The sequence below is a fragment of the Spirosoma arboris genome, from assembly GCF_009754945.1.
Classification (GTDB): domain Bacteria; phylum Bacteroidota; class Bacteroidia; order Cytophagales; family Spirosomataceae; genus Spirosoma; species Spirosoma arboris.
Window position 1 is genome coordinate 402,734 of record NZ_WPIN01000006.1, and the last position, 21,221, is coordinate 423,954.

The following is a 21,221-nucleotide window of genomic DNA, read 5'->3' on the forward strand; positions in this document are numbered from 1 at the left end:
TAACGCTATACGTTAAACATGAAGAAGGCCCGCTTTGGGCGAGCCTTCATGTTTTCAATATTAAAACAATTTCTCCTGCGGTGGCTTAACCCCTTTCATTCGAATATAGATCGTGCACTGACCCCGATGGTGGGTTTGGTGTTCAAACGCTTTTGACAAAACAACTTCTTTCGTCATTTCGCGTTGCCCCATTTTCACCGATTCACCCAATTGAGCATCGGTCATACCTTTCACGCCGTCAATCATGAAATCGTAGCTGTCCATGACGGCTTTGGTCAGAGCCGCCTTGTTTTTAAGCTCGGCCATTTCTTCCAGTTTTTTGCCCTGCATTGGATTTGGTTTGCCACTGGCCAATGCGCCAAAGTTGTAGTTGGCGGCCGCTAAGTGTAACATCTGCTCGGCGAAACTGCGGATTTCGGGGGTTGGTTTGTAGTTTACTCCGTCTTCTGGCATTACATCCAAATACTCTTTGGTGTATTCTTTAGCCCGTTGCCAGTCGGCCGTCAGTTGCGAAATGGTTGTTAATGGCGCAGCGGCCTGGACTGTTGTAAACGCCCAAAACAGGCCCAATAAGACGCGAAGGAATCGTAAATGTGATTTGGTTAGCATAGCTATGTTGGTTAATTCACATCAAAAGGTCTATAGAGTATAGAGCTACTGAGTGCGCTTGCCCAGTCGCCTGTTTTCGGTTATCTTTCTGCACAGATAGATCTCCAATTTCGATGCCTTCACGTCGTTCATTTCTACAGGCGACCAGCCTTGCACCCTTTCTTTCGCTGACGTCAAATCAGCCGCCAACTACAATTATAAAACCCAGCCGGTTAAAGCAGGGCGATGCAATTGGCCTGTTTTGTCCGGCGGCTCCAGCCTACAGTCAGGAAACGGTGAAGATTGCTCAGGAGTCATTGCTGGCGCTGGGATTTCAAACCAAACTCGGCCCACATATCTATGATCGCTACGGGTACCTCGCCGGACGTGATGCCGACCGAGTTTCTGATCTGCACGCGCTCTTCGATGACCGAAGCGTCAAGGCCGTCATGGCGATTCACGGCGGCTGGGGCTGCGCCCGTTTGCTGCCCTTACTCGACTATAACCTGATTCAGCGCAACCCGAAAATTCTGATCGGCTACAGCGATATTACGGCGTTGTTGCTGGCGATTTATGCCAAAACAGGTTTGGTAACAATGCATGGTCCCGTCGGATCCGCGACGTTCAATGCGTATACAGTCGATTGGTTAAAGCGGGTACTGATCGAAGGAGAAATGGTAACGATGCGAAACCCCACCGAAAAAGGAGATAACCTGACGCAGGTTCAGGATCGCATTACCACCATCCGTCCGGGTCTGGCTCGCGGGCGATTGGTGGGCGGGAACCTTACCGTACTGAGTCATTTAATCGGTTCGCCGTACCTCCCCGACTGGAAAAACACGATTTTGTTCGTAGAAGACACGCACGAGGATGTTTACCGTATGGATCGGATGTTAACGCATCTCAAACTGGCGGGCATTCTGGATCAGATTTCGGGCTTTGTTTTCGGGAAATGCAGTGAATGCGGTCCCGGAAGTGGCGGTTACGGTTCGCTAACGCTGGACGACGTACTGACTGAGCATATCATTCCCCTGAACAAACCGGCTTATTCAGGCGCCATGATTGGCCATATTCGTGATAAATTTACCGTTCCAGTAGGCATCGATACCGAAATTGACGCTACAGCAGGAACCATAAGACTGCTTGAACCGGCGGTAAGTTAAGCTTGCCTGGACCAAGCTCTAGTTGCCGTTCTCGCTTGGCTTTGCCGAGTGAGGACTATTTATTCAAGGGCCTCTGGCCCATTTTGGACATTATATCGTATCACGCCGGCCAGAGGCCGTTAAAACAATATCCCTCACTCGGCAAAGCCAAGCGAGAACGAAAAAAATATGGCAATAGAACCAGCCCACGGAAATTCCGAATTGTTAAAAGAATTACTGCACTACCAAATGCCCTTCGGCAAATACAAAGGGCACCTGATCAAGTCATTACCTATGTCGTATTTGGAATGGTTCGTACAGAAAGGCTTCCCGGCTGGCAAGCTGGGTATGCTGCTGCAAACTATGTACGAAATCAAATTGAACGGCCTGGAGTATTTGCTCGACGGCGTTCGGCGTAGTTTGTGAATGCTGTACCAGATTGGACGTAGTATTCACGATATAGAAACGTTTCGACTAGTTTGCAATGAAACTCTTTAACGAAGAATTGTGTACATTTAAAATACAGGTAGTGTAAACGCAGGTACACCACATACTTATTGAGGTTGATGCCAAAATTATACTTTACCTGTTTTCTCTTCTAATCATAACTCAAAGATGCTGAGTCATGAGCAAACCAAAAATGAGTGTTGGCGAACGTAGCGTTCTAAGCACTAAACGATCATTTAGCTGTATATCTAAAGCCGAAAGTGTAGCTGTTGTCGCCGGTCAGGCTTCTGGCTCTGCACCTACATCTTTGCTTTCTGGTACTATAAACGTTCGTCAAATGGCCGAGGATGCGGCAAAAATGCAAGAGTATATAGCTAACGGCGGCAAAAAAAGCGAGTTAAGTGGAGTCAAATTCATCAAACAATCAGGACTATTTGATAGCAGAGGAGTCGGAAGATGATAGTGAATTCTCGTTTGTTACGGCTCGAGGAATAAAATATTTAGTTTACTTTAAAGAAGCGGATGGTTATGTGCCATTCGCTTCTTTTGCTCAAGACACTAAGATGTTCGGTTTCGGCCCAACAAAAGAAACAAGGCCAGGTGGTAAACTACTTAAAGACATGCAAGTCGTAATTGCCATATTTGAGGTTCTGTACTACTATATCTCTAAATACCCCAATAGGATTTTGTTGTTTGTTTGCAGCGATGAAAGTATTTGGTATCCCGGTCCCGAAAATAAACACCCTCGATATGCCAAATGGCGGAGCAATAAATTCTCTGAATGGTTTGAGGATTGGCAACGGACAGGTGTTATGCAGGCCGAGAAAATAGACTATAATTTATACGGCGAACTTCACTGTTCATGTCTATTCAGATCAGGTAATCCATACGAAGTGGAAGTTAGACAAGTTATAGATCAAACGATTCTGTCAAAGCAACCGTAATTCTGTATCTTTCGATTTACTATCCCCTTACCAATATTCATGAAAAAAAGCAGTTTACTCCCCTTGATATTCGCTACGCTATTGAGTTGCACATCCAACAAAAGCGACCAAACCACCACCGCTAATCCTGGATTCGCGGCTGTGCTGGACGATTATTATGAGCAACGGTTAAAGCTGTTTCCGTTGGAGGCTACAATGCAAGGCGATAATCGGTACAACGACCAGTTGCCAAATGACATTTCGCAGGCGTTTCTGGAACAGACGAAGACGTTTTATACCGCTACCCTCGATAAACTAAAACCGTTTGATCGGGAGAAACTGTCTGACGAAGACAAGATTTCATACGACATCCTGAAGCGGGAGCTAGAGCTGCAACTGGAACAATATCCGTTTCATCAGGAAGACATTCCGTTTAACCAATTCGTTGGTTTGCCGCTGATGTTTGGACAGGCAGGTAGTGGGGAAGGTGCTCAACCGTTCAAGACGGTAAAGGATTATGACGATTGGTTAAAACGAGTCTCTGCGTTTACCGTTTGGGGTGATACAGCTATCGCTGACTTTCGGAAAGGTATGGCCACCAAAAACGTACTACCGAAAAGTCTGGTCGTAAAGATGATTCCTCAGATGACCGACTTAGTGGTGGCCGATCCCACAAAAAGTCTGTTCTATGGTCCGATTCAAAAACTACCTGCTACGTTTAGTGACGCCGATAAAACGCGGCTAACGGCTGCCTACAAGAAAGCGATTTCGGAGCAAATCGTACCGACCTATCAGAAGTTAGGAACGTTCCTCAAGAATGAGTACCTGCCTAAAGCCCGGACAACATCGGGTATCGACGTATTGCCAAAGGGGCCGGAACTCTACACCTATCTGGTTAAGGTGCAGACAACAACTAACGATACGCCGGAAGAAATCTACCAGATTGGCCTGAAAGAAGTTAGTCGGATTCGGGGTGAAATGGAGAAAGTAAAAACACAGGTAGGCTTTAAAGGTAGCCTGGCTGAGTTTTTCGAGCACCTCAAAACCGATAAAAAATTCTATCCTTACAAAACTCCCAAAGAAGTATTAAGCGCGTTTAACGCCATTTTGACCCGACTTGAACCTAGTCTGAAAAAAGAGTTCACGAACACGCCCAAGTCGAAATTCGAGATTCGGCAGACCGAGAAATTCCGCGAAGCCTCCGCCAGTGCCGAATACAATCAGGGATCGGTCGATGGGAGCCGTCCGGGTATTTTCTATGTCCCTATTCCCGATGCTACCAAGTTCAATGTCACCTCGGGCATGGAGTCGTTGTTTTTGCACGAAGCCATTCCAGGTCACCATTACCAGGTATCACTACAGCAGGAAAACACAAGTTTGCCAAAATTCCGGCGGTTTGCCTGGTATGGTGCCTACGGTGAAGGCTGGGCGTTGTATTGCGAATCATTAGGTAAGGAACTGGGTCTTTACACCGATCCATATCAGTACATGGGCGCGCTAGGCGACGAAATTCACCGGGCGATTCGGCTTGTGGTGGATGTTGGTCTGCACACCAAGCACATGACCCGCGAGCAGGCAATCAAGTACATGATGGACAACGAACCCATTGCCGAGCAGGGCGCTACCGCCGAAATCGAACGGTACATGGCGATTCCTGGTCAGGCGCTTTCCTATAAAATTGGTGCCATGAAAATACGTGCCCTGCGGACTAAGTACGAGCAGGAACTCGGCGCTAAATTTAGCATAGCGGCCTTCCACGATGAATTCCTCAAAGATGGTTGCATGCCGCTCGACGTATTGGAGGGCAAAATGGATGCCTGGGCCGCGAAGCAGAAATAAGTGGAGAAAATGAATAAGTATTTTGGTATTTACCCCGCCCCCGTCCCCTCCCCTGAAAACAGGAGAGGGGGAAGAATTGGCATTTTTTAGCCCTTCCCCATAATTCAAGGGGAGGGGTTGGGGTGGGGTAAAATACCGCGAAACAAATGGTTACCTACTTACGGCTTTGCTGCCACTGTTGGCGATTTCCAGAAGTCTATCGTGCCGTATTGGCCTTTGGCAACCTCACCGCCATACAACACCGAATTGAGCAAAACACGGTACGTTCCCAAAGGCTGACCACGCCACTGAGGTCTGAATCCATGCAGGATGACATGCCCTTTACCCCGTTGCACATCCAGCGAAGCGGCATAACCCTGGAGATATTTCTCGCCCAGTAAATACCCTGATCGCAAGGGAGAACCCGTTGTGGAAAACTTGGCCAGGGCTTGACCTTTGAAGCCATCGAGCGTGGCGAAAACAGGACTATCATCCACAAAAACAGCGGCTCTTGTAGGCATTCCAGCCATGACCGGATGCGTGGGGTCGGTTTCTACTTCCAGTATCGAACCACCCGTAAAGAAGTCTTTGGCATTAACACCCGCTACTACATTCTTCACGGGCAGGTGGAGGGCTTCGATGGCATAATCGCTGCTTTCGTTCAGACAGACGAGGGTACCGCCCTGGCTCACGAAATTGGTGAGGTTCGCAGCTCCCAAGGTTCCTAATCCACCCTCGTAGGCAGGCGGCACGGCCCCTTTTGCAAATCCATCTTTCAGATTTCTTGGTCGGTCGGAAGCCATCAGGATTACGTCGAAACGGTCGCTGAGGTCGTTGGCTAGTATATCGGTGTTGGTGATGATGGCGAACGGAAATTCAAACTGCTCCAGAATCCACTGCGACCAGCCTTCGTCCATGCTGGCTGTCCAGGGTTTGTAGATAGCAATACGGGGTTTAACGGTCGCTCCGGCAGTAGTTGTCGTGAGTTCTGCCGTAACACCTAAATCCTTGATCCACTGTTCAAGTGTTCCCTTGGCGACCCCGCTGATGGCATACCGCTGGCTGTCTTTGTTGAATTTAATGGTTCCGCCCGCTTTCATGGAGCGAGTGATGACTTTGAACGCATTGTTCTCCGCTGGATTGACCAGCACTACTGTTCCCACGCCTGTCAGCTTTCCTTCGGGTACTTTGATTCCTGCGGATACTGGATTGGTATCAAAGCCAATCCCTGTCACAAAATCGGCAGGTGTAGCGTCCTTTTTATCATCTGTTTTCCAGTCTTTACCGGTTCCACTGACGAGTTGAATGGCACCTTTCAAATCAGCAGATAAGGGCGTTATGGCCGGGATGATGTTCAGCTCAAATTGCAACGGAAGTGTCCAGCCAGCAGCATCGTACGGTTGCTCGGGCGGACCACCGGGAAATTCGCGCAGATCGGGGTACACTTGCACATCGAGAAGCTGTTTGGTCAACTCGCCATACTCCTGATTCATAGGAATTACCCAGGTGCCTTTGAGATAATTGCGTCCATCAAAAGCGACGTCTTTTGTCAGTTGGCCAATGCGAATACCGTGAAAGGCCAATCGGCGTAACAACTCTGCCGGGCGTGCCGGATCGCGCTGTTTTTGCGGGATGAAGTACGCATACGGAGGTTCCTGTTCATATTTTTTGATCGTATTACGTCCTGACTGATAACGATTGTACAGCAGTACGTCGCCGTACTTGGCGGCATAGTCGAGCGTGGCCAGTGAAGCCGTTTCCATATACGCCATGGCATCGCTGATACGCCACCAGCCACCCGGCCACGGACTTGAATACAACGACTCTACCCGGAACTCTTTTTTGTCTTGCGGGAAATCGCGGACGGTGTAGAAATGAGGAGTCGCGTAATTGTACAAGGCCGTTTCGGTCCAGAAAGCTGGGATATTTTGCAGTACGGGCATATAGTCGATATAGCCGGGATACCAGGCATCGAAACCCGTACCCATGTGCGTGGCTCCTTTCTGACCATTGCTTTCCAGGGCCTGCGCCATCGCCATGCCAATCATGTTGACTTCGCGGGCAATGATAGGCGGTGTTTGTGACGCAATCGGCTCAGCAAAAGGCGGCAACCAGATACGTGTCGGGAAGGGCGAGGTTTGGTGATGCACAAAAATGATATTCGGTTCCCACTCGCGCCAGGTACGCGCCACCACACGCGATTCGATCATGTTAAGCATGTAAGCGTCGCGGTTGTTATCGTGCCCAACGTACTTCTGATACAGAAATGGCGGAGGTGCAATTTCGAAGGGCGTTCCAACATTCGATTTGTACCAGTCCCCAATCATCGTTTGGCCATCTGGATTGAGCGACGGCCACAACAGCAAAATCACATTGTCCAGAATGTTCTTGATCTTAGGATCATCGGCTTTGGTGAGCATGTCATAAGCCAGCGAAATAGTGTGCTGTGCCCCCGCCACTTCTGATGCGTGCAAACCACCGTCGATGTGTACGAGTGGTTTCCCTTCCATCGACAGCTTTTTCGCTTCCTCGTCGGTGAGCCCTGTCGGGTGCGCCAACCGCTGAGCAATAGCCCGGTACTTATCGATGTTGTCGAGATTCTTCTTTGACGAAATCAGTGCAAAATACCAGGGTCGCCCTTCGGATGTTTCGCCTACATGTACCAGCTTGACCATGTCGCTGGCCTCGTCGAGTTTTTTAAAATAGGCTAGTGATTGCTCATACGTAGCCAGATGGAAATCGGCACCAATAGGAAATCCGAGAGTTTCTTCGGGTTTGGGAATCGGTTTCTGCTGGGCTATACTGGACGTGGTTGCTAGCCAGCAACAACTAAATAATACGAGTAAAGAAGCTCGCTTTAGGAAGTACATGTTCATTGATGGACGTATAGTTCAGGTTGTAATGCAATGGTTTTTGACAGGATTAACAGGATAAAACAGGATTTCTCTAATCAACTAATCCTGTTTTATCCTGTTAATCCTGTCAAAAGATAATTCATTTTTCCGCCACAGGCGGTTTCACTGCGTCAAAATCGTCGGGCAATCGCATCAGCCATAGGTTCCGAACGCGGCCGTTCGAGATGCGCAGACCACTGACGATATTCTTAGGGTTTCGGACAACATCGATTGTGGAGGCAAACCACCAGCCTGTTGAGAATTTGTCTTTATCGGTAGGTTTCAACGCTGTCTCACCATGATGCACATGTACCAGTTGCAGAGCATCACCCTTCTGGCGAATGGTATAAATGGCCTCTAATTCCGGGCTGTAGTACCGGCCTACATAATCAGCGTTTACAACTTTATCAGGCTTAGTATCTGGTGTGGCAGCTTTGGGCGGTGCCGGTGCATCTTTGCCTTTCTGCTGATAGGACGCCAGATACAAATCGGCTATTTCCAGCGCTTTGCCAGTCGGATTGGTTTCGGCTAGATTATTTAGCACAATAAAGCCGTAATCCTCTTTGGGGAAATACGTGATATTGGACCGAAAACCCGCGTCAGCCCCACTGTGACCGTAATAAGGTAATCCCTTGTGCGTGCCATGCACCAACGCGAATGCATATGGAATAGAATCGCCCTTGGTCAGTCGACCCCGTTCCAGCATTTGCTTCATTGTGGCGGCATTCCCGACGGTCGTATTTTTGAAATTGTTGATCCACTTCGCCAGATCTTCTACCGTTGTAAATAAACTGGTCGCTCCCGCATTGGCATAGCTCAATACACTTTTCTTGTATAAGCCCGCCGACATGTCAAATGATCGATGAAACGAATACGCCCGGCCTTTTACAATCCGCTCATCATCGTCGTAGAACAGCGTATTTTTCATGCCGAGCGGTGTGAATATGTGCTGCTTCATCCACTCCCGAAACGGTTGTTTTCCTACCCGTGCGACGATTTCGGCCAGTAATGTATAGCCTGTGTTGCAATATAGGGATTCAGCACCGGGAGCAAAATTCAATTCCTTTTGCCGTTTGACGAGATTGAAAACATGCTCCTTCGTAATCACGTCACTCATGTCCCAGCCCGCCATAGTCAGCAATGCCCATTGATCGCGCAGGCCACTGGTATGGTGAATCAGGTGGCGAATCGTGATTTTCTGACCAAAGTCCGGCACCTCCGGCAAGTACTTATGGATGTCATCATCGAGAGACAATTTGCCTTCCTGCGCCAGCAGCACAATCCCATAGGCCGTGAACTCTTTAGAGACCGACGCTACGTGGAAGATCGTTGTGGTTGAAACAGGGGCACCGGTTTCAATATCAGCCTCACCAAACCCTTTGGCGTAAATCAGCTTGCCACCATGCACTACGCCCACAGCCGCTCCCGGTCTACCAGTGCCGTTCCATTCCGAAAATAGCTTATCAACTTTGGCCGCTACCGTATCTGGAATTGACTGGGCAGTTGAGAGATAGGCGCTTAAAAGGGCCGAAGTGAGTAAGAGAGCACGCTTGGCTGTGAAGAGGTAGGGCATGGAATGACAAGTTTCGGTTTAAGAGGAATTTAGCCCCTCTCCTGTTATAGGAAAGGGGTTGGGGTGAGGTGGCTGCTTTTCCGCGGCCTGTGAGGACACAGGCCGCCGGACTAGTTTTTGTCATGCTGACGAAGGAAGCATCTTAAAATGCCCTAATGATCTAACTTGGAAACATTAAGATGCTTCCTTCGTCAGCATGACAAAACAAATCACTTGCTCACTGGCAATATGATCTTACTAGCCGCCGTAGCGCCATGAAAAACTTTGATGGTAGCTTTCTGGAAATCATTGTCTTTGGCGTGGTAAATATCAACGTATTTCTGCGGGTTCCGGTCAACTAATGGGAACCAGGTGCTTTGAATTTGAACCATGACCCGATGCCCTTTCTGAAAGGTGTGTGCTACGTCGGGGAGAGTATATTTCACTTCGGTAACTTGACCTGGTACAAATGGCTCTGGCTTTTCGAAACTCTTACGGAAACGTCCCCGGAACACTTCACCCCGAACCAACTTCTGGTAGCCATTCATGATGTAGGCATCGGCTGCACTGTATTGGAAATCATCGGGAAATACGTCAATTAGCTTGACGATGAAGTCAGCGTCCGTGCCGCTCATACTCACCTGTAAATCCGCAACGAGCGGACCGGCTAATGTTAGATCTTCAGTCAGAATATCCGTCTGGAAAACCAGTACGTCGGGGCGGCTGGCGGCAAACCGCTGGTCGTCGGTCATGTACTCGCGCGTACGATTGGCTTTAACACCTTCTGCATACGGAACCGGTTTGGCCGGGTCGCTGACGTATTCAGAGAAAGCACCACTGGCTGAAGGTTTGGTGAAGCCTAATTTTCCGTTGGATTGTAAATAGAGGTCGCGGTCAGTTGTGCTGGCAGGTGGCCATTTCTCGAACTGGTGCCATTTGTTTTCGCCCGTGAAGAAAATGTTTGCTTCCTTGATTTTGTCGATGCTTCCTTTCCCTTTTAGGTAATAGTTAAAAAACGGCACCTCCACATTTTCAGCGTAATACGTACTGGTCGGACTGCCGAATTTCACGTTGCCCAGCGATGATCCGTCGCTACCACGGCCCGCCCATTGACCATGAAACCAGGGGCCCATAATGATCTTGTTGTTGTTCTTCGCCTTGCCTTCAATAGCTTTATAGGTCGACCAGGCTCCAAAGCAGTCTTCCGCGTCGAACAAACCGCCTACAATTAACGTAGCGACATTCGGAGAAATACCATCAACGAAATTCCGGACGTTACGTGCTTTCCACCACGCATCCAGATTTGGGTGCTGCATCATTTCGTTCCAGAACCGAACGCTGTCGCCCGCAAACCGGGTCAGATTGGCCAGGGAGCCACTGCGCAGATAAAAGTCGTAACTGTCTTTGGTCGGCACGGGCAGACCTTTTGGACCAACGGTAGTCGGTTTTGGGTGCGGAAAACCAAATCCGCGACGGAGGTAGAAATTGAAGGCGTCCATTTCCATGAATGCTCCGTTGTGATGGAAATCGTCGCCCAAAAACCAGTCAGTAACGGGCGCTTGTGGGCTGGCTGCCTTTAAAGCCGGGTGATTACTCAGAGCCGCCATCGTTGTGTAGAAGCCCGGATACGAAATCCCGAAAACGCCGACCTTTTCGTTGTTGTTCGGTACATTTTTTACGAGCCAGTCGATGGTGTCATACGTGTCGCTGGCTTCATCGAAATCTTTGCCTTTTTTAGCCGTGTTATACGGGCGAATATCTTCAAAGACGCCCTCGCTCATCCAGCGACCCCGCACATCCTGCACAACCATGATGTAGCCTTCTTTCAGGTATTCTTTGTAATGATTGCTGTAGAAGGGTCGGTATTCTTTTTCGCCATAAGGAGCACAGGAATAGGGCGTCCGGGAAATCAGAATCGGGTGTTTTTCCGAGTTGTCGTTTGGCGTGTAAATGGAAGTGAACAGCTTCGTGCCATCCCGCATCGGAATATACTGCTCCTTTTTCGTGTAATTGTTTCTGAACCAGGTGGAATCTGGAGTCTGGGCATGCGTAAGCAAAGGGACAAGCCCCACCAACAGGTAAACGAGTTGCTTCATGATTGTATTCTGGTTAACAGAAGAGACAAAGTTTATTCGGCAATTTGCTGAAACTACAGAATTTCTACGATACGCCCACGATTTGGGTGTAAGACAAGTTTGTTTTTCGACAGGATCAACAGGATAAAACAGGATTAGTTAATTAGAGAAATCCTGTTTTATCCTGTTGATCCTGTCGAAAAAACTAGTTCTTCACTCTTTGCTGACTTTCACATTGCTGATGTAAACATTCACGTTTTCATTACCAGTACCAGTCGTCCAGTTTTCCCAGGTGATGGCACTAAACTGGACGCCAGCCGGTATGACACAGTATTCGCAGGGTTTTCCATACTTGCTTTTAAAATCGGGTGGGAGGATGACTGGCTTGTTGTTGACGAAGAGCATGACTTCTGAACCTCTCTTGAGCAACTTTACATGCACCTTGTTCTGGCGATTCGTAAAAACGGTGAGTGGTTTGATCGATTCCCCACCGGCTTCGACATACGTATTGGATTTTACCAATGGGTAACTGGTCACTTCAACTTTTGCCTGCCCCCGGTAATTATTGTTCTGGAAATCGGCTTCATTGCCCGCCGTAATGATGACCTTTATGTACGTAGATGCACTTTTACGGTCTCCTTTCATACCACCAGTCAATTCCATCCTGACTTCCCCACCCGTTCGAGAGTTAAACTCGTCTGTAGCGACATCGTATTCCAACGAAAAATTTTCAGGAAGTGGTTTGGGCAACGCCGTCGGATCGATCTTGTTGTTGTAACCTAGCTGCAACCATTTGCCCGGTAAATTCTTTACCGTAGCTACCTGCGACGCCTTTCCGTAAGAAGAAAAGAACCAACCCGCTGGTCGATTGCCGACTTCGTTAGTGAAAAAATTGTCCTGAAAAAGAACACCAGGAGGCAATGCCACCCCAGTCGCTGCCGAATTATTCCAGTAGGATCGTTTGTTATAATTAGCCAGCGTCTTTTTTAGTAACTCTTCATTGACGGGTCGGTAGGGTTGCCCTTTTACTTTTTCGGGATTGAAAAAATAATCGTACACATAGTCGAAGTTGAAATGCTCCGTAATGGCCCGAAATAGCTCGTATTTTTTGCGGCCATCTTCTTTGGTGGCGTATGGAAAGGTAATGGCAATCCACTGAGGTTGATCGGTTAGGCATTTTTCGTAGATCGATGGCTCGTAGGTATACACGCCGTACGAATGCTTCAAATTCGTGGAGAAGGGATCAATCTTGAACGGGTCCACAGATCCATCAACGGTATAAATGGTTGGCTGCATATCCCGAATCACCGCTGGCTCATTCAGGCGACCGCTGTATTGGTTCTTTAACGCTTTTAGTTTTTCCCGGTAGGTTTTGATCTTCTCCCGTTCTGAGGCCATGACTTCGTTTTGGGCCTTTTCGCCGTTGAACTGGCGGACAACATCCTTCTGTTTTTCGACTAGATGGCGATCAAATGACGCATCGGACAGATCGAGAAACTCGCCTTTCGTCAGTTGCCGGATTGGTAATTTATTGCCAGGGGCTAAATAAACCGTCATGGCACCACTGTTTACCGTAGTGATGTACTTATAGACATTCGGGTGGATTTTAGGGTCTGCATCCTTGAACCGCTTCAGAAAGAAATCGCTCTCCATATAGCCATCCGGCAACAATGTAAAGATGTACTGCGAAGGCGTGTTGAGATAATACGCCTGATTGAAATTGAATACAACATTGGCGGCTATCTGAAAAGGTACCCAGGTTTCATCTATTGGTTTGAAATGCCCTTGTTTATCCAGGGTTTTGAAATCGACATTATAAGCCTGAAAAAATATGCCATAGGCATGCGGGAAGTACTCGTCTTTTTTAGCGTAATACCTTTTCCGGAAGACACCAATGCCTGCAACGGGCGTGTAAGTTTGCTGCATCCATTGCACAAATAAGTTGTTGATTTCCTGCTGTCGAACTGAAAAATTCTGCCCACCTGATTGGATTGGTTTCGCGGGTTTATCGGCAGGTGTGAGCTTTGTGTACCAGCCAACTACCGTATCTTCAATCATCTGTTGTTGGCTAATCTGGGCAAATGAGCCGGAAATTGTGCAAAGAAAAACGAACGCAAGTGAACTGATTTTCATAATGAGTTGAGTTCTTGAATTCTGATTGAACAAGGACCTTAAAAGTAAGAATTCAACGTAAAAAGGCGGAGTTGACTTTCTAACTAATTCGTGAGTGGTAATGGTTTTTACCCCACCCCAACCCCTCCCCTTAAAACAAGGAGAGGGGCTACTGCCGCGTGAGAACTTGGCGAAGCCAAACAAGATTTAGAAATAAGGGTGAAGCCATTACCGAGTCTACACCCCTCCCCTGTTTTTCAGGGGAGGGCCTGGGGATGGGGTAAAAGGTGGCAAGAGAACTCGCTACCTTTGTGAATGGATTATTTTAAAAATCTGCTTGATTTACTCAAGGTTGAACGAGAAGAAGATCGTACTCAATACCGAAAACTAACCGAAACGACTTCCGTTGCCGAACGCCGGGCCAATGGATTGACCTGGTATCCAATTGCCATTCGGGGATCGGAAATGAGTCGGGGTGATTATTTGACGGTCGAAGTTGAACGGACGACGCATCAGGATATCTCGCATCAGTTACGGTTTGGTATGCCCGCCGTGTTGTTCAGTAACCACAACCCTAAAAACGACCGGGTCGAGGGCACGATTTCGCACCAGAGTGGCAACCGTCTCAAAATAACCCTGCGCACCGATGAACTGCCCGACTGGTCGCGCGACGGGAAACTCGGCGTTGAAGCCCTATTCGATGACAATAGCTACAACGAAATGGAGGAGGCCCTTAAGCAGGCCAATGCGTTGGGCGAAAAATCGGATAACCGCCTGATTTCCATTCTGACGGGCGAGAAATCGCCAACTTTTCATCCTGAAGTTCCCAAAGTATACCTTCCTAAACTGAATCCTAGTCAGGTTTCGGCGGTGGGCAAAATACTGGCCGCCAACGAGCTGGCTATTGTGCATGGCCCTCCGGGTACGGGTAAAACTACGACGTTGGTACAAGCCATAAAAGCGCTGATTGCTCAGGATCATAAGAAGATTTTGGTGGTTGCGCCCAGTAATACCGCTGTTGACCTCCTAAGTGAAAAACTGCATGACGAAGGCCTGAACGTGCTTCGGGTAGGTAATCCGGCCCGAGTATCGGAGCGATTGATGGCGTTGACGCTGGACCATAAAATGGCCGAACACCCTTACATGAAGGAGGCCAAAAAGCTGAAAAAGCAGGCGAATGAGTTCAAGAATATGGCGCACAAATACAAGCGAAATTTTGGAAAAGCCGAACGAGATCAACGTAAAGCGCTGTTCGATGAAGCGCACCGGATCATGAAGGAAGTCGGTAATTCGGAGCAGTATATCATTGATGATTTGATTGCGAAAGCACAGGTAATTACAGCAACGCTGGTAGGAGCTAACCATTACACGGTTCGCCATCTTACGTATCACACTGTTGTGATTGATGAGGCCGGACAGGCGCTGGAACCCGCCTGCTGGATTCCTATTCTGAAAGCACAGAAAGTTGTGTTAGCCGGTGACCACTGTCAGTTATCGCCCACTATCAAATCGGCTGAAGCCGCCCGGAAAGGCTTGAGTACGACTTTATTGGAGAAATGCGTAACCCTGCATCCCGAAGCCGTTTCGCTCCTGGACGAGCAGTACCGAATGCACGAGCACATTATGGGCTATTCGTCGCAGGTGTTTTACGAGAACAAGGTGCGAGCTCACACATCGGTTGCCCGGCATTCGCTGTTTGATGGCGATACATCGTTAGCATTTGTGGACACAGCCGGTTGCGGTTTCGATGAAAAACTGGAGGGTACAAGCTCGACAAACCCCGAAGAGGCCGCGTTGTTGATCAAGCATTTAACCCAGCTAGTGACTGAGCTGAGTACGCGCTACTCGAAGCAAGACTTTCCAACGATCGCCATTATTTCGCCTTACAAACAACAGATAAACGTCTTAAAAGACCAACTGTTGAGTGCCCCTGATTTGTTGGCTTATGGGGATAAAATTTCAGTAAATACCATTGATAGTTTCCAGGGGCAGGAGCGGGACATCGTCTACATATCCATGACCCGAAGCAATGCCGAAGGCGAAATTGGCTTCCTGTCCGACATCCGCCGGATGAACGTAGCCATGACTCGCGCCCGCAAGAAATTAATCATCGTCGGCGATAGCGCTACTCTGGCGGGTTTCCCATTTTACGCTGATTTTATTGCGTATGCTGAAGGTCTTGATGCGTACCAAAGTGCCTGGGAGTGGATGTGATATGAACGCAGACTATGTATTATTAACGCAAACGATTCGCCACTGGATAGCTGTTCGACAGGAAGAAGAATCGATCATTACTTCCCTGTTCGAACCTAGACATATACCGGCAAATGATTTTTTCCTACAAGCAGGGGATGTTTGTCGCTACGTAGGCTTCGTGACGAAGGGCCTGCTTCGGTATTACATCCTTGATGATGGTATCGAACATACCTACGATTTCTCGCCTGAACAGCACTTTACCTGTAATTACGAGAGCTTTCTAACAAAGACACCCTCAACCCGCTTCATTCAGGCTATTGAGGATACTTCGTTGCTGATTATCAGTTACGATAACCTCCAATTGCTTTATGATCGATTGCGGGAAGGGCAGAAGTTTGGTCGCCTGGTAGCCGAAGAGTTGTTTGTTGGAATGTTACAAAAACTCACGTCATTTTATAAAGAAACCGCCGAAGAACGCTACGATACATTACTGCGAAGTTTCCCCGACTTGCAGGAGCGAGTACCCCAATATGTGATCGCTTCCTATGTCGGGATTAAGCCCCAATCGCTTAGTCGGATTCGGGCACAGCGGGCGGGAAAGCAGTATTGAGTATTGATTAGAAGCTGTATCGATCTTCACCTAGGTGAATGCAGGCGTCTGTACGGATGAAGACCTTTGTGAGGTCATTAACTAATTCATACGACGATGCTAACAGAAAAACTGCCTCTCTGGGCCAAATTACTTGGCTATTTCTTCGGTGCCGGCCTTATTTTTATCGGTGGGCGTTTTTTGCTCCTGCCCGAACAGGCTGAACTCGGTTTCGGACTCATCTACGCTCAGCCGAACGAGTCATTTCATTATATCAAAGGTGTTCGCGATTTGACTTCCGGTTTGTTTTTTACCGTATTCACTATAGCCGGCTGGCGCAAACCTCTGGCGGCTCTATTTCTGATTGGGTCATTGACGCCTGTTGGAGATATGATCATCGTGCTAACATCACCATCAACAGTGCTGAGTGCGGCCTGGATTCACGGTTTGACGGCGCTGGCAGCCTGGATAGGGGGTTATTTTTTGTTACGACAGAAAGGATGATATGCCTTTTTGTCAATGAGTCGGGCCAGAGGCTCTGTGATAGGGCACACTCGGCAAAGCCAAGCGTGAACAGCGCGAGCTTGATTCATCAATCAGAGCCAGCTTATATGCAACGTTCACGCTTGGCTTCGCCGAGTGTGCCCTATCACAGGGCCTCTGGCCCGTATTCCACCAATCAATAAGCATCCAAAACCGCCAGTGGAGACTCAGGACAAGCACTGCTGAAAAGGTATTGATGAGGTTCTATAACAATACCCGCTTTCACCGGATTCCAATGGATATAGCGGAGTTTTTGGTCAATCATTTTATTGGAAAATAGCTCCACCGGGTGCGATGTCTTCTGCCAGAACATAAGTTCGCTATTTTGCTTTTCAACATTTGCATAATACTTGAACAAATGCATCAGCCATCCCTTCCGGCTTTCCTCAGGATTTTCATTAATCAAATTGATGAGCTTTTTAGCAGTTGCACTTTTGAAATCGCGTAGCAGATTACTCAATAAACCATGTCGTACCTGCCGCCGAACAATCATGTGGATATGACTTGACATAATAACATACGCATAGATTTCTAAGCCACGTTCTTGTTGGCAAAACTGTAAGTTTTTGATAAGCTCATGGCAATATGTTTGCCGAGTGAAGATGTCTATCCATCCTACCGTTGTTAACGTGATAAAGTAAGGTGCATCTTCTGTGTTGGCTTTAAAAAATTCAGACATGGTTTAGTAGTAGTGAAATACGGGCCAGAGGCCCTGTGATAGTGCACACTCGGCGAAGCCAAGCGTGAACGAAAGGAGCTTGATTCCCCAACTAGAGTTTGCCTATACGTAACGTTCACGCTTGGCTTTGCCGAGTGTGCACTATCACAGGGCCTCTGGCCCGCGTTGTGTATTCTCTTCCAGTACGGGTAAATTCTATGACGGATATTCTTACAAGAAGATACGTACTATCAAACCACTTTTGACCGGATGAAACGTTTTAGAAATACCCAGTCTGTTATATTGCCTGCCTTGCTGCTCTTTGCCATTAGCGTAGCCATGATTCCCAACGCTAAAGAGCCGATTGGCGTTGGCGTTAAAGCACCGAAAGATGCCGAAGTTCTGTTCGATGGCTCAAAGAAAATGCTCGACGAAAAATGGACGTATTGGGAAGGGCCCCGGCTTAAAGCCAGCCTGCCTATTAAGTGGAAGATTGAGCAAGACCCTGCCGGTAGCGGTACCGTTATGAATACCAATGATCCCGCAGCCGCTGGTGGCCTGTATGGGGCAGCCGATATCGTGACCAAAGAAACCTTTCGGGATTTTCGGTTGCACGTAGAATTTTATGTGAGCAAAGCAGGGGGTAACAGTGGGGTTTATCTGCAAAACCGTTATGAGATTCAAATATTCGACGGCGATACCACCAGTCACGGGTTAGGAGCAGTGATCAACGAATCGCCTTCACCCTACAAACTGTATAATGGTATTGGGAAGTGGAATGCCTATGACATCGAATTCCGGGCGGCCCGTTTCAAAGACGGCAAACGTACCGAACCCGCTATGGTAACGCTGTATTTGAATGGCAAAAAAGCGCATACCAACCAGAAGATAAGCCAGGTTTGGGGTGGCCCCAACTCTGGTATCGACGGGGGCAACGATGGTGGCAAAGGCGTTACCGATACACCAGGTGGCTTGAAACTACAAGCCGAAGGACACGACGTTCTCTATCGGAACATCTGGATCAAGAAGATGGATATAAAAGAGGCCAATACAGATTTTTGAGGTAAGAAGGTTCGATAACTATCAGCTGTGAATTAAGATTTTTAGAAAAAGCAGTGCCCTGGTTAAGTGAAAGACTTCATTAAACCGGGGCACTGCTTTTTCTAAAAGTAAAAACGGCTGGTAATCCGCTTCTATCAGCATAAACCAAACTAGTATGAATCCCCAACCTGCCTTCTTTCGTCGTTTAACCTACTTGTTGCTTCTGGGTAGTTTAGGAGTTGTATTGACCACTCAGGGATATAGTCAGGCCAGTCCGCCAAAGACTGGTAAGGTGGAACGCATAAAAGTGCATGGGAAGGGGTTGGAAGGTAATCTGTCTGGCGATTCACCCGATCGGGACGTATCGGTGTATTTGCCGCCTAGTTACCAGACCGATAAGAAACGGCATTATCCGGTCATCTATTTCCTGCATGGGTTTACGGATAGCGACGATAAGTGGTACGGCTTCACGAAGCATTGGATCAATCTACCGGCAGTAGCCGATAAAGCATTGGCCGAAGGGAAAACGAACGAGTTTATCATCGTGACGCCCAATGCCTATAATCGGTTTGCCGGGAGCATGTATTCTAATTCGGTGACGATTGGTAACTGGGAGGATTTTGTGGCCGATGAACTAGTGGCCTATATGGATAAAAACTACCGCACCATTCCGCAAGCCAGCAGCCGTGGCTTGGCGGGGCATTCGATGGGTGGGTATGGTACGATTCGGATTGGGCAGAAGCACCCCGAAATCTTCTCCAGTTTATACTTGCTTAGCCCCTGTTGCATGGTGCCAAACATCAGTGGCTCAATGAGTGCAGAGCGGGCGGCTCAGGCAGAAGCGGTTAAAACAGTGGCTGACCTCGAGAAAGCCGATTTTGGTACAAAAGCGATGTTTGCTTCGGCCGCTTCGTGGTCCCCTAACCCGACGAAGGCGCCCTTCTTTCTGGATTTGCCCGTGAAGGAAGGTCAGCCGCAGCCACTGGTAACGGCCAAATGGGCGGCCAATGCTCCACTGGCTATGCTGGACCAAAATATTGGCAACATCAAGCAACTGCATGCGCTGGCTTTCGATGCGGGTTCGAAAGACGCCAGCATTGCCGCCAATAATAAAATCCTAGACGGCATTCTCACTACGTACCAGATTCCTCATACCTACGAAGAGTACGACGGTGATCATATCAACCGAATCGCCGAGCGCATCGAGCAAAAAATGCTGCCTTTCTTCACCACGAACTTATCGACAGAGATGGTGAAAAGTGGGAAAAAGAAGTGATTTAGTGATTCTGATATGGAATTGTCCGGATTATTCGGCCCTTAATTAACGTACAGAAACAGGACATGAAATCACTATTGCTCATTCTTGCTTTAACAGGGTCAATCGTACATTCGGGTCGCGCTCAACTCATTGATACTTTACTTAATGTTGGCACCTATAGGCTTTATTTTACGATCAGTAAAGGAAAAGGTGTGCCAATCCTTTTTGAAGCGGGGGGAGGTGATGATGCCAGCGTGTGGAAAAATATCCTAAAGCCAATTGCCGCTATCACAGGCACCACCCTCATCGCCTATGATCGGGCTGGTTTCGGGAAAAGCAGTTTGGATACCAATCGGCATGGTATCGTAAATGGCATAATCGGATTAGAAACGGGCTTGCAGAAGTTGGGGTATACAGGTAACATTATATTGGTAGCTCATTCTCAAGGTGGTTTGTATGCGAGCCTGTATGCGTTCAGGCATCCTAAGCAAGTGAAGGCCGCCGTATTGATTGATGCGACCACCCCTTGTTTTTATGAGGAAAATCGGCTGAGAGCGACCCAACATATCATTGATAAAGACCTGGCCAAGGTTAAGAAAACGAATCCTGGATCTTATTATCAGGGGTTAGATTTTAGTTCTAATATAAACTACGTTAGAAAAACGCCTTTTCCCCAACAGATTCCAGTAACCGATTTCGTTGCCGAAAATCCGCCATTTAGCGACGAAAAAGAGAGAGATGACTGGAAACAGTGTCACCAGATGTTTGTGAGTGAATCACCTAATCGAAAAGGGATTATGGCTTATGGCTGTGGCCATTTTATTTTTGGTGATAATCCTCCGATGGTTATTAATGCCATTGTCGAAGCCTATGCTAAAACAGTGGATCAAGCAAAAAGTAATGAGATACTAAAACGGGGTATTGCCTATGCAATTGATGCGTCCAATACAAGAAACAAAACGGAGGCTGCTTATCGACATTCGGAAGACAATCTAAATTCGTGGGGCTATCAATTATTGCAACAAGGTGATCTGCCAAAGGCGTTAAAGATATTCAAGCTAAATGTTGACTTATTCCCTGCTAGTTGGAATGTCTACGACAGTTACGGGGAGACCCTTTTAAAAAGCAATCAGAAAGAAGAAGCGATTAGAATGTATAAAAAATCAATAGAACTAAATCCTGATAATAAAAACGGGAAAAAAGTACTGGAGGAAATCTCAAAACCATAAAATTAGTTTGAGTCTTTGCTATAAATTATTGAATTAAAAGTAAATTAATCAGTTGCAACCAGGCAAACATTTTGCCGTGCCTTGTGTTCTTGCTCAAATAAAAACATCACCATAGCAGAACCATAAGGCAGCTTCTAAAGCTGTATTGACAAATGG

General features: G+C 47.7%; 17 protein-coding genes. 11 read left to right on the forward strand and 6 right to left on the reverse strand.

Annotation, left to right across the window (positions count from 1 at the left end; genetic code table 11):
* Positions 1 to 60: 60 nt before the first annotated feature.
* Complete coding sequence (locus GO755_RS18605; protein WP_157586758.1) at positions 61 to 609, reverse strand: DinB family protein; 549 nt, start codon at positions 607 to 609, stop codon at positions 61 to 63.
* 113 nt (positions 610 to 722) lie between these two features.
* Between GO755_RS18605 and GO755_RS18610 the strand changes: the two genes are divergently transcribed.
* From GO755_RS18610 to GO755_RS18630, 5 genes are all read left to right on the forward strand, one after another.
* The gene (locus tag GO755_RS18610) at positions 723 to 1,751 is read left to right on the forward strand and encodes a S66 peptidase family protein (RefSeq protein ID WP_157586760.1); all 1,029 of its coding nucleotides are present in this window, start codon (positions 723 to 725) and stop codon (positions 1,749 to 1,751) included.
* Between the two features lie 168 nt (positions 1,752 to 1,919).
* Complete coding sequence (locus GO755_RS18615) at positions 1,920 to 2,156, forward strand: DUF3820 family protein (RefSeq protein ID WP_157586762.1); 237 nt, start codon at positions 1,920 to 1,922, stop codon at positions 2,154 to 2,156.
* Positions 2,157 to 2,355: 199 nt separating this feature from the next.
* Positions 2,356 to 2,637 (forward strand): hypothetical protein, encoded by a 282-nt coding sequence (locus GO755_RS18620; protein WP_157586764.1) that lies wholly within the window; start codon positions 2,356 to 2,358, stop codon positions 2,635 to 2,637.
* Positions 2,612 to 3,121 carry a hypothetical protein gene (locus GO755_RS18625; protein WP_157586767.1) on the forward strand — a complete coding sequence of 170 codons (510 nt, stop codon included), beginning with the start codon at positions 2,612 to 2,614 and terminating at the stop codon, positions 3,119 to 3,121. The genes GO755_RS18620 and GO755_RS18625 overlap by 26 nt, the downstream gene beginning before the upstream one ends.
* A gap of 39 nt (positions 3,122 to 3,160) precedes the next feature.
* Positions 3,161 to 4,939 carry a DUF885 domain-containing protein gene (locus GO755_RS18630; RefSeq protein ID WP_157586769.1) on the forward strand — a complete coding sequence of 593 codons (1,779 nt, stop codon included), beginning with the start codon at positions 3,161 to 3,163 and terminating at the stop codon, positions 4,937 to 4,939.
* 158 nt (positions 4,940 to 5,097) lie between these two features.
* On the opposite strand, the gene GO755_RS18635 is transcribed toward GO755_RS18630, so the two are convergent.
* From GO755_RS18635 to GO755_RS18650, 4 genes are all read right to left on the reverse strand, one after another.
* Positions 5,098 to 7,794 carry a M14 family metallopeptidase gene (locus GO755_RS18635; protein ID WP_157586771.1) on the reverse strand — a complete coding sequence of 899 codons (2,697 nt, stop codon included), beginning with the start codon at positions 7,792 to 7,794 and terminating at the stop codon, positions 5,098 to 5,100.
* 118 nt (positions 7,795 to 7,912) lie between these two features.
* Positions 7,913 to 9,385 carry a serine hydrolase domain-containing protein gene (locus tag GO755_RS18640; protein ID WP_157586773.1) on the reverse strand — a complete coding sequence of 491 codons (1,473 nt, stop codon included), beginning with the start codon at positions 9,383 to 9,385 and terminating at the stop codon, positions 7,913 to 7,915.
* A 209-nt stretch (positions 9,386 to 9,594) separates the two neighbouring features.
* Complete coding sequence (locus tag GO755_RS18645) at positions 9,595 to 11,460, reverse strand: CocE/NonD family hydrolase (protein WP_157586775.1); 1,866 nt, start codon at positions 11,458 to 11,460, stop codon at positions 9,595 to 9,597.
* A gap of 192 nt (positions 11,461 to 11,652) precedes the next feature.
* Entirely contained in the window at positions 11,653 to 13,572 is a 1,920-nt protein-coding gene (locus GO755_RS18650; protein WP_157586777.1) for a hypothetical protein, read from the reverse strand.
* Positions 13,573 to 13,866: 294 nt separating this feature from the next.
* Here GO755_RS18650 and GO755_RS18655 point away from each other — a divergent pair, with 294 nt between their 5' ends.
* The 3 genes from GO755_RS18655 to GO755_RS18665 all read left to right on the forward strand — a co-directional run bounded on the left by GO755_RS18655 (position 13,867) and on the right by GO755_RS18665 (position 16,840).
* Entirely contained in the window at positions 13,867 to 15,765 is a 1,899-nt protein-coding gene (locus tag GO755_RS18655) for an AAA domain-containing protein (RefSeq protein WP_157586778.1), read from the forward strand.
* Positions 15,719 to 16,357, forward strand: coding sequence for a Crp/Fnr family transcriptional regulator (locus GO755_RS18660; protein ID WP_227686994.1), 639 nt, complete (start codon positions 15,719 to 15,721; stop codon positions 16,355 to 16,357). Before GO755_RS18655 ends, GO755_RS18660 begins: the two co-directional genes overlap by 47 nt.
* Positions 16,358 to 16,453: 96 nt before the next feature.
* Complete coding sequence (locus GO755_RS18665) at positions 16,454 to 16,840, forward strand: DUF4267 domain-containing protein (protein ID WP_157586780.1); 387 nt, start codon at positions 16,454 to 16,456, stop codon at positions 16,838 to 16,840.
* A gap of 175 nt (positions 16,841 to 17,015) precedes the next feature.
* Here GO755_RS18665 and GO755_RS18670 read toward each other — a convergent pair whose 3' ends face one another.
* Entirely contained in the window at positions 17,016 to 17,558 is a 543-nt protein-coding gene (locus GO755_RS18670) for an REP-associated tyrosine transposase (RefSeq protein ID WP_157586782.1), read from the reverse strand.
* Positions 17,559 to 17,807: 249 nt separating this feature from the next.
* Here GO755_RS18670 and GO755_RS18675 point away from each other — a divergent pair, with 249 nt between their 5' ends.
* The 3 genes from GO755_RS18675 to GO755_RS18685 all read left to right on the forward strand — a co-directional run bounded on the left by GO755_RS18675 (position 17,808) and on the right by GO755_RS18685 (position 21,065).
* Positions 17,808 to 18,599: a 3-keto-disaccharide hydrolase gene (locus GO755_RS18675; protein ID WP_157586783.1), complete on the forward strand. Its 792-nt coding sequence runs from the start codon at positions 17,808 to 17,810 to the stop codon at positions 18,597 to 18,599.
* 154 nt (positions 18,600 to 18,753) lie between these two features.
* A complete protein-coding gene (locus tag GO755_RS18680; RefSeq protein ID WP_157586785.1) occupies positions 18,754 to 19,854 on the forward strand; it encodes an alpha/beta hydrolase in 1,101 nt (366 codons plus the stop codon).
* Positions 19,855 to 19,919: 65 nt separating this feature from the next.
* Complete coding sequence (locus tag GO755_RS18685; RefSeq protein WP_157586787.1) at positions 19,920 to 21,065, forward strand: alpha/beta fold hydrolase; 1,146 nt, start codon at positions 19,920 to 19,922, stop codon at positions 21,063 to 21,065.
* The last annotated feature ends 156 nt before the right edge of the window (positions 21,066 to 21,221 follow it).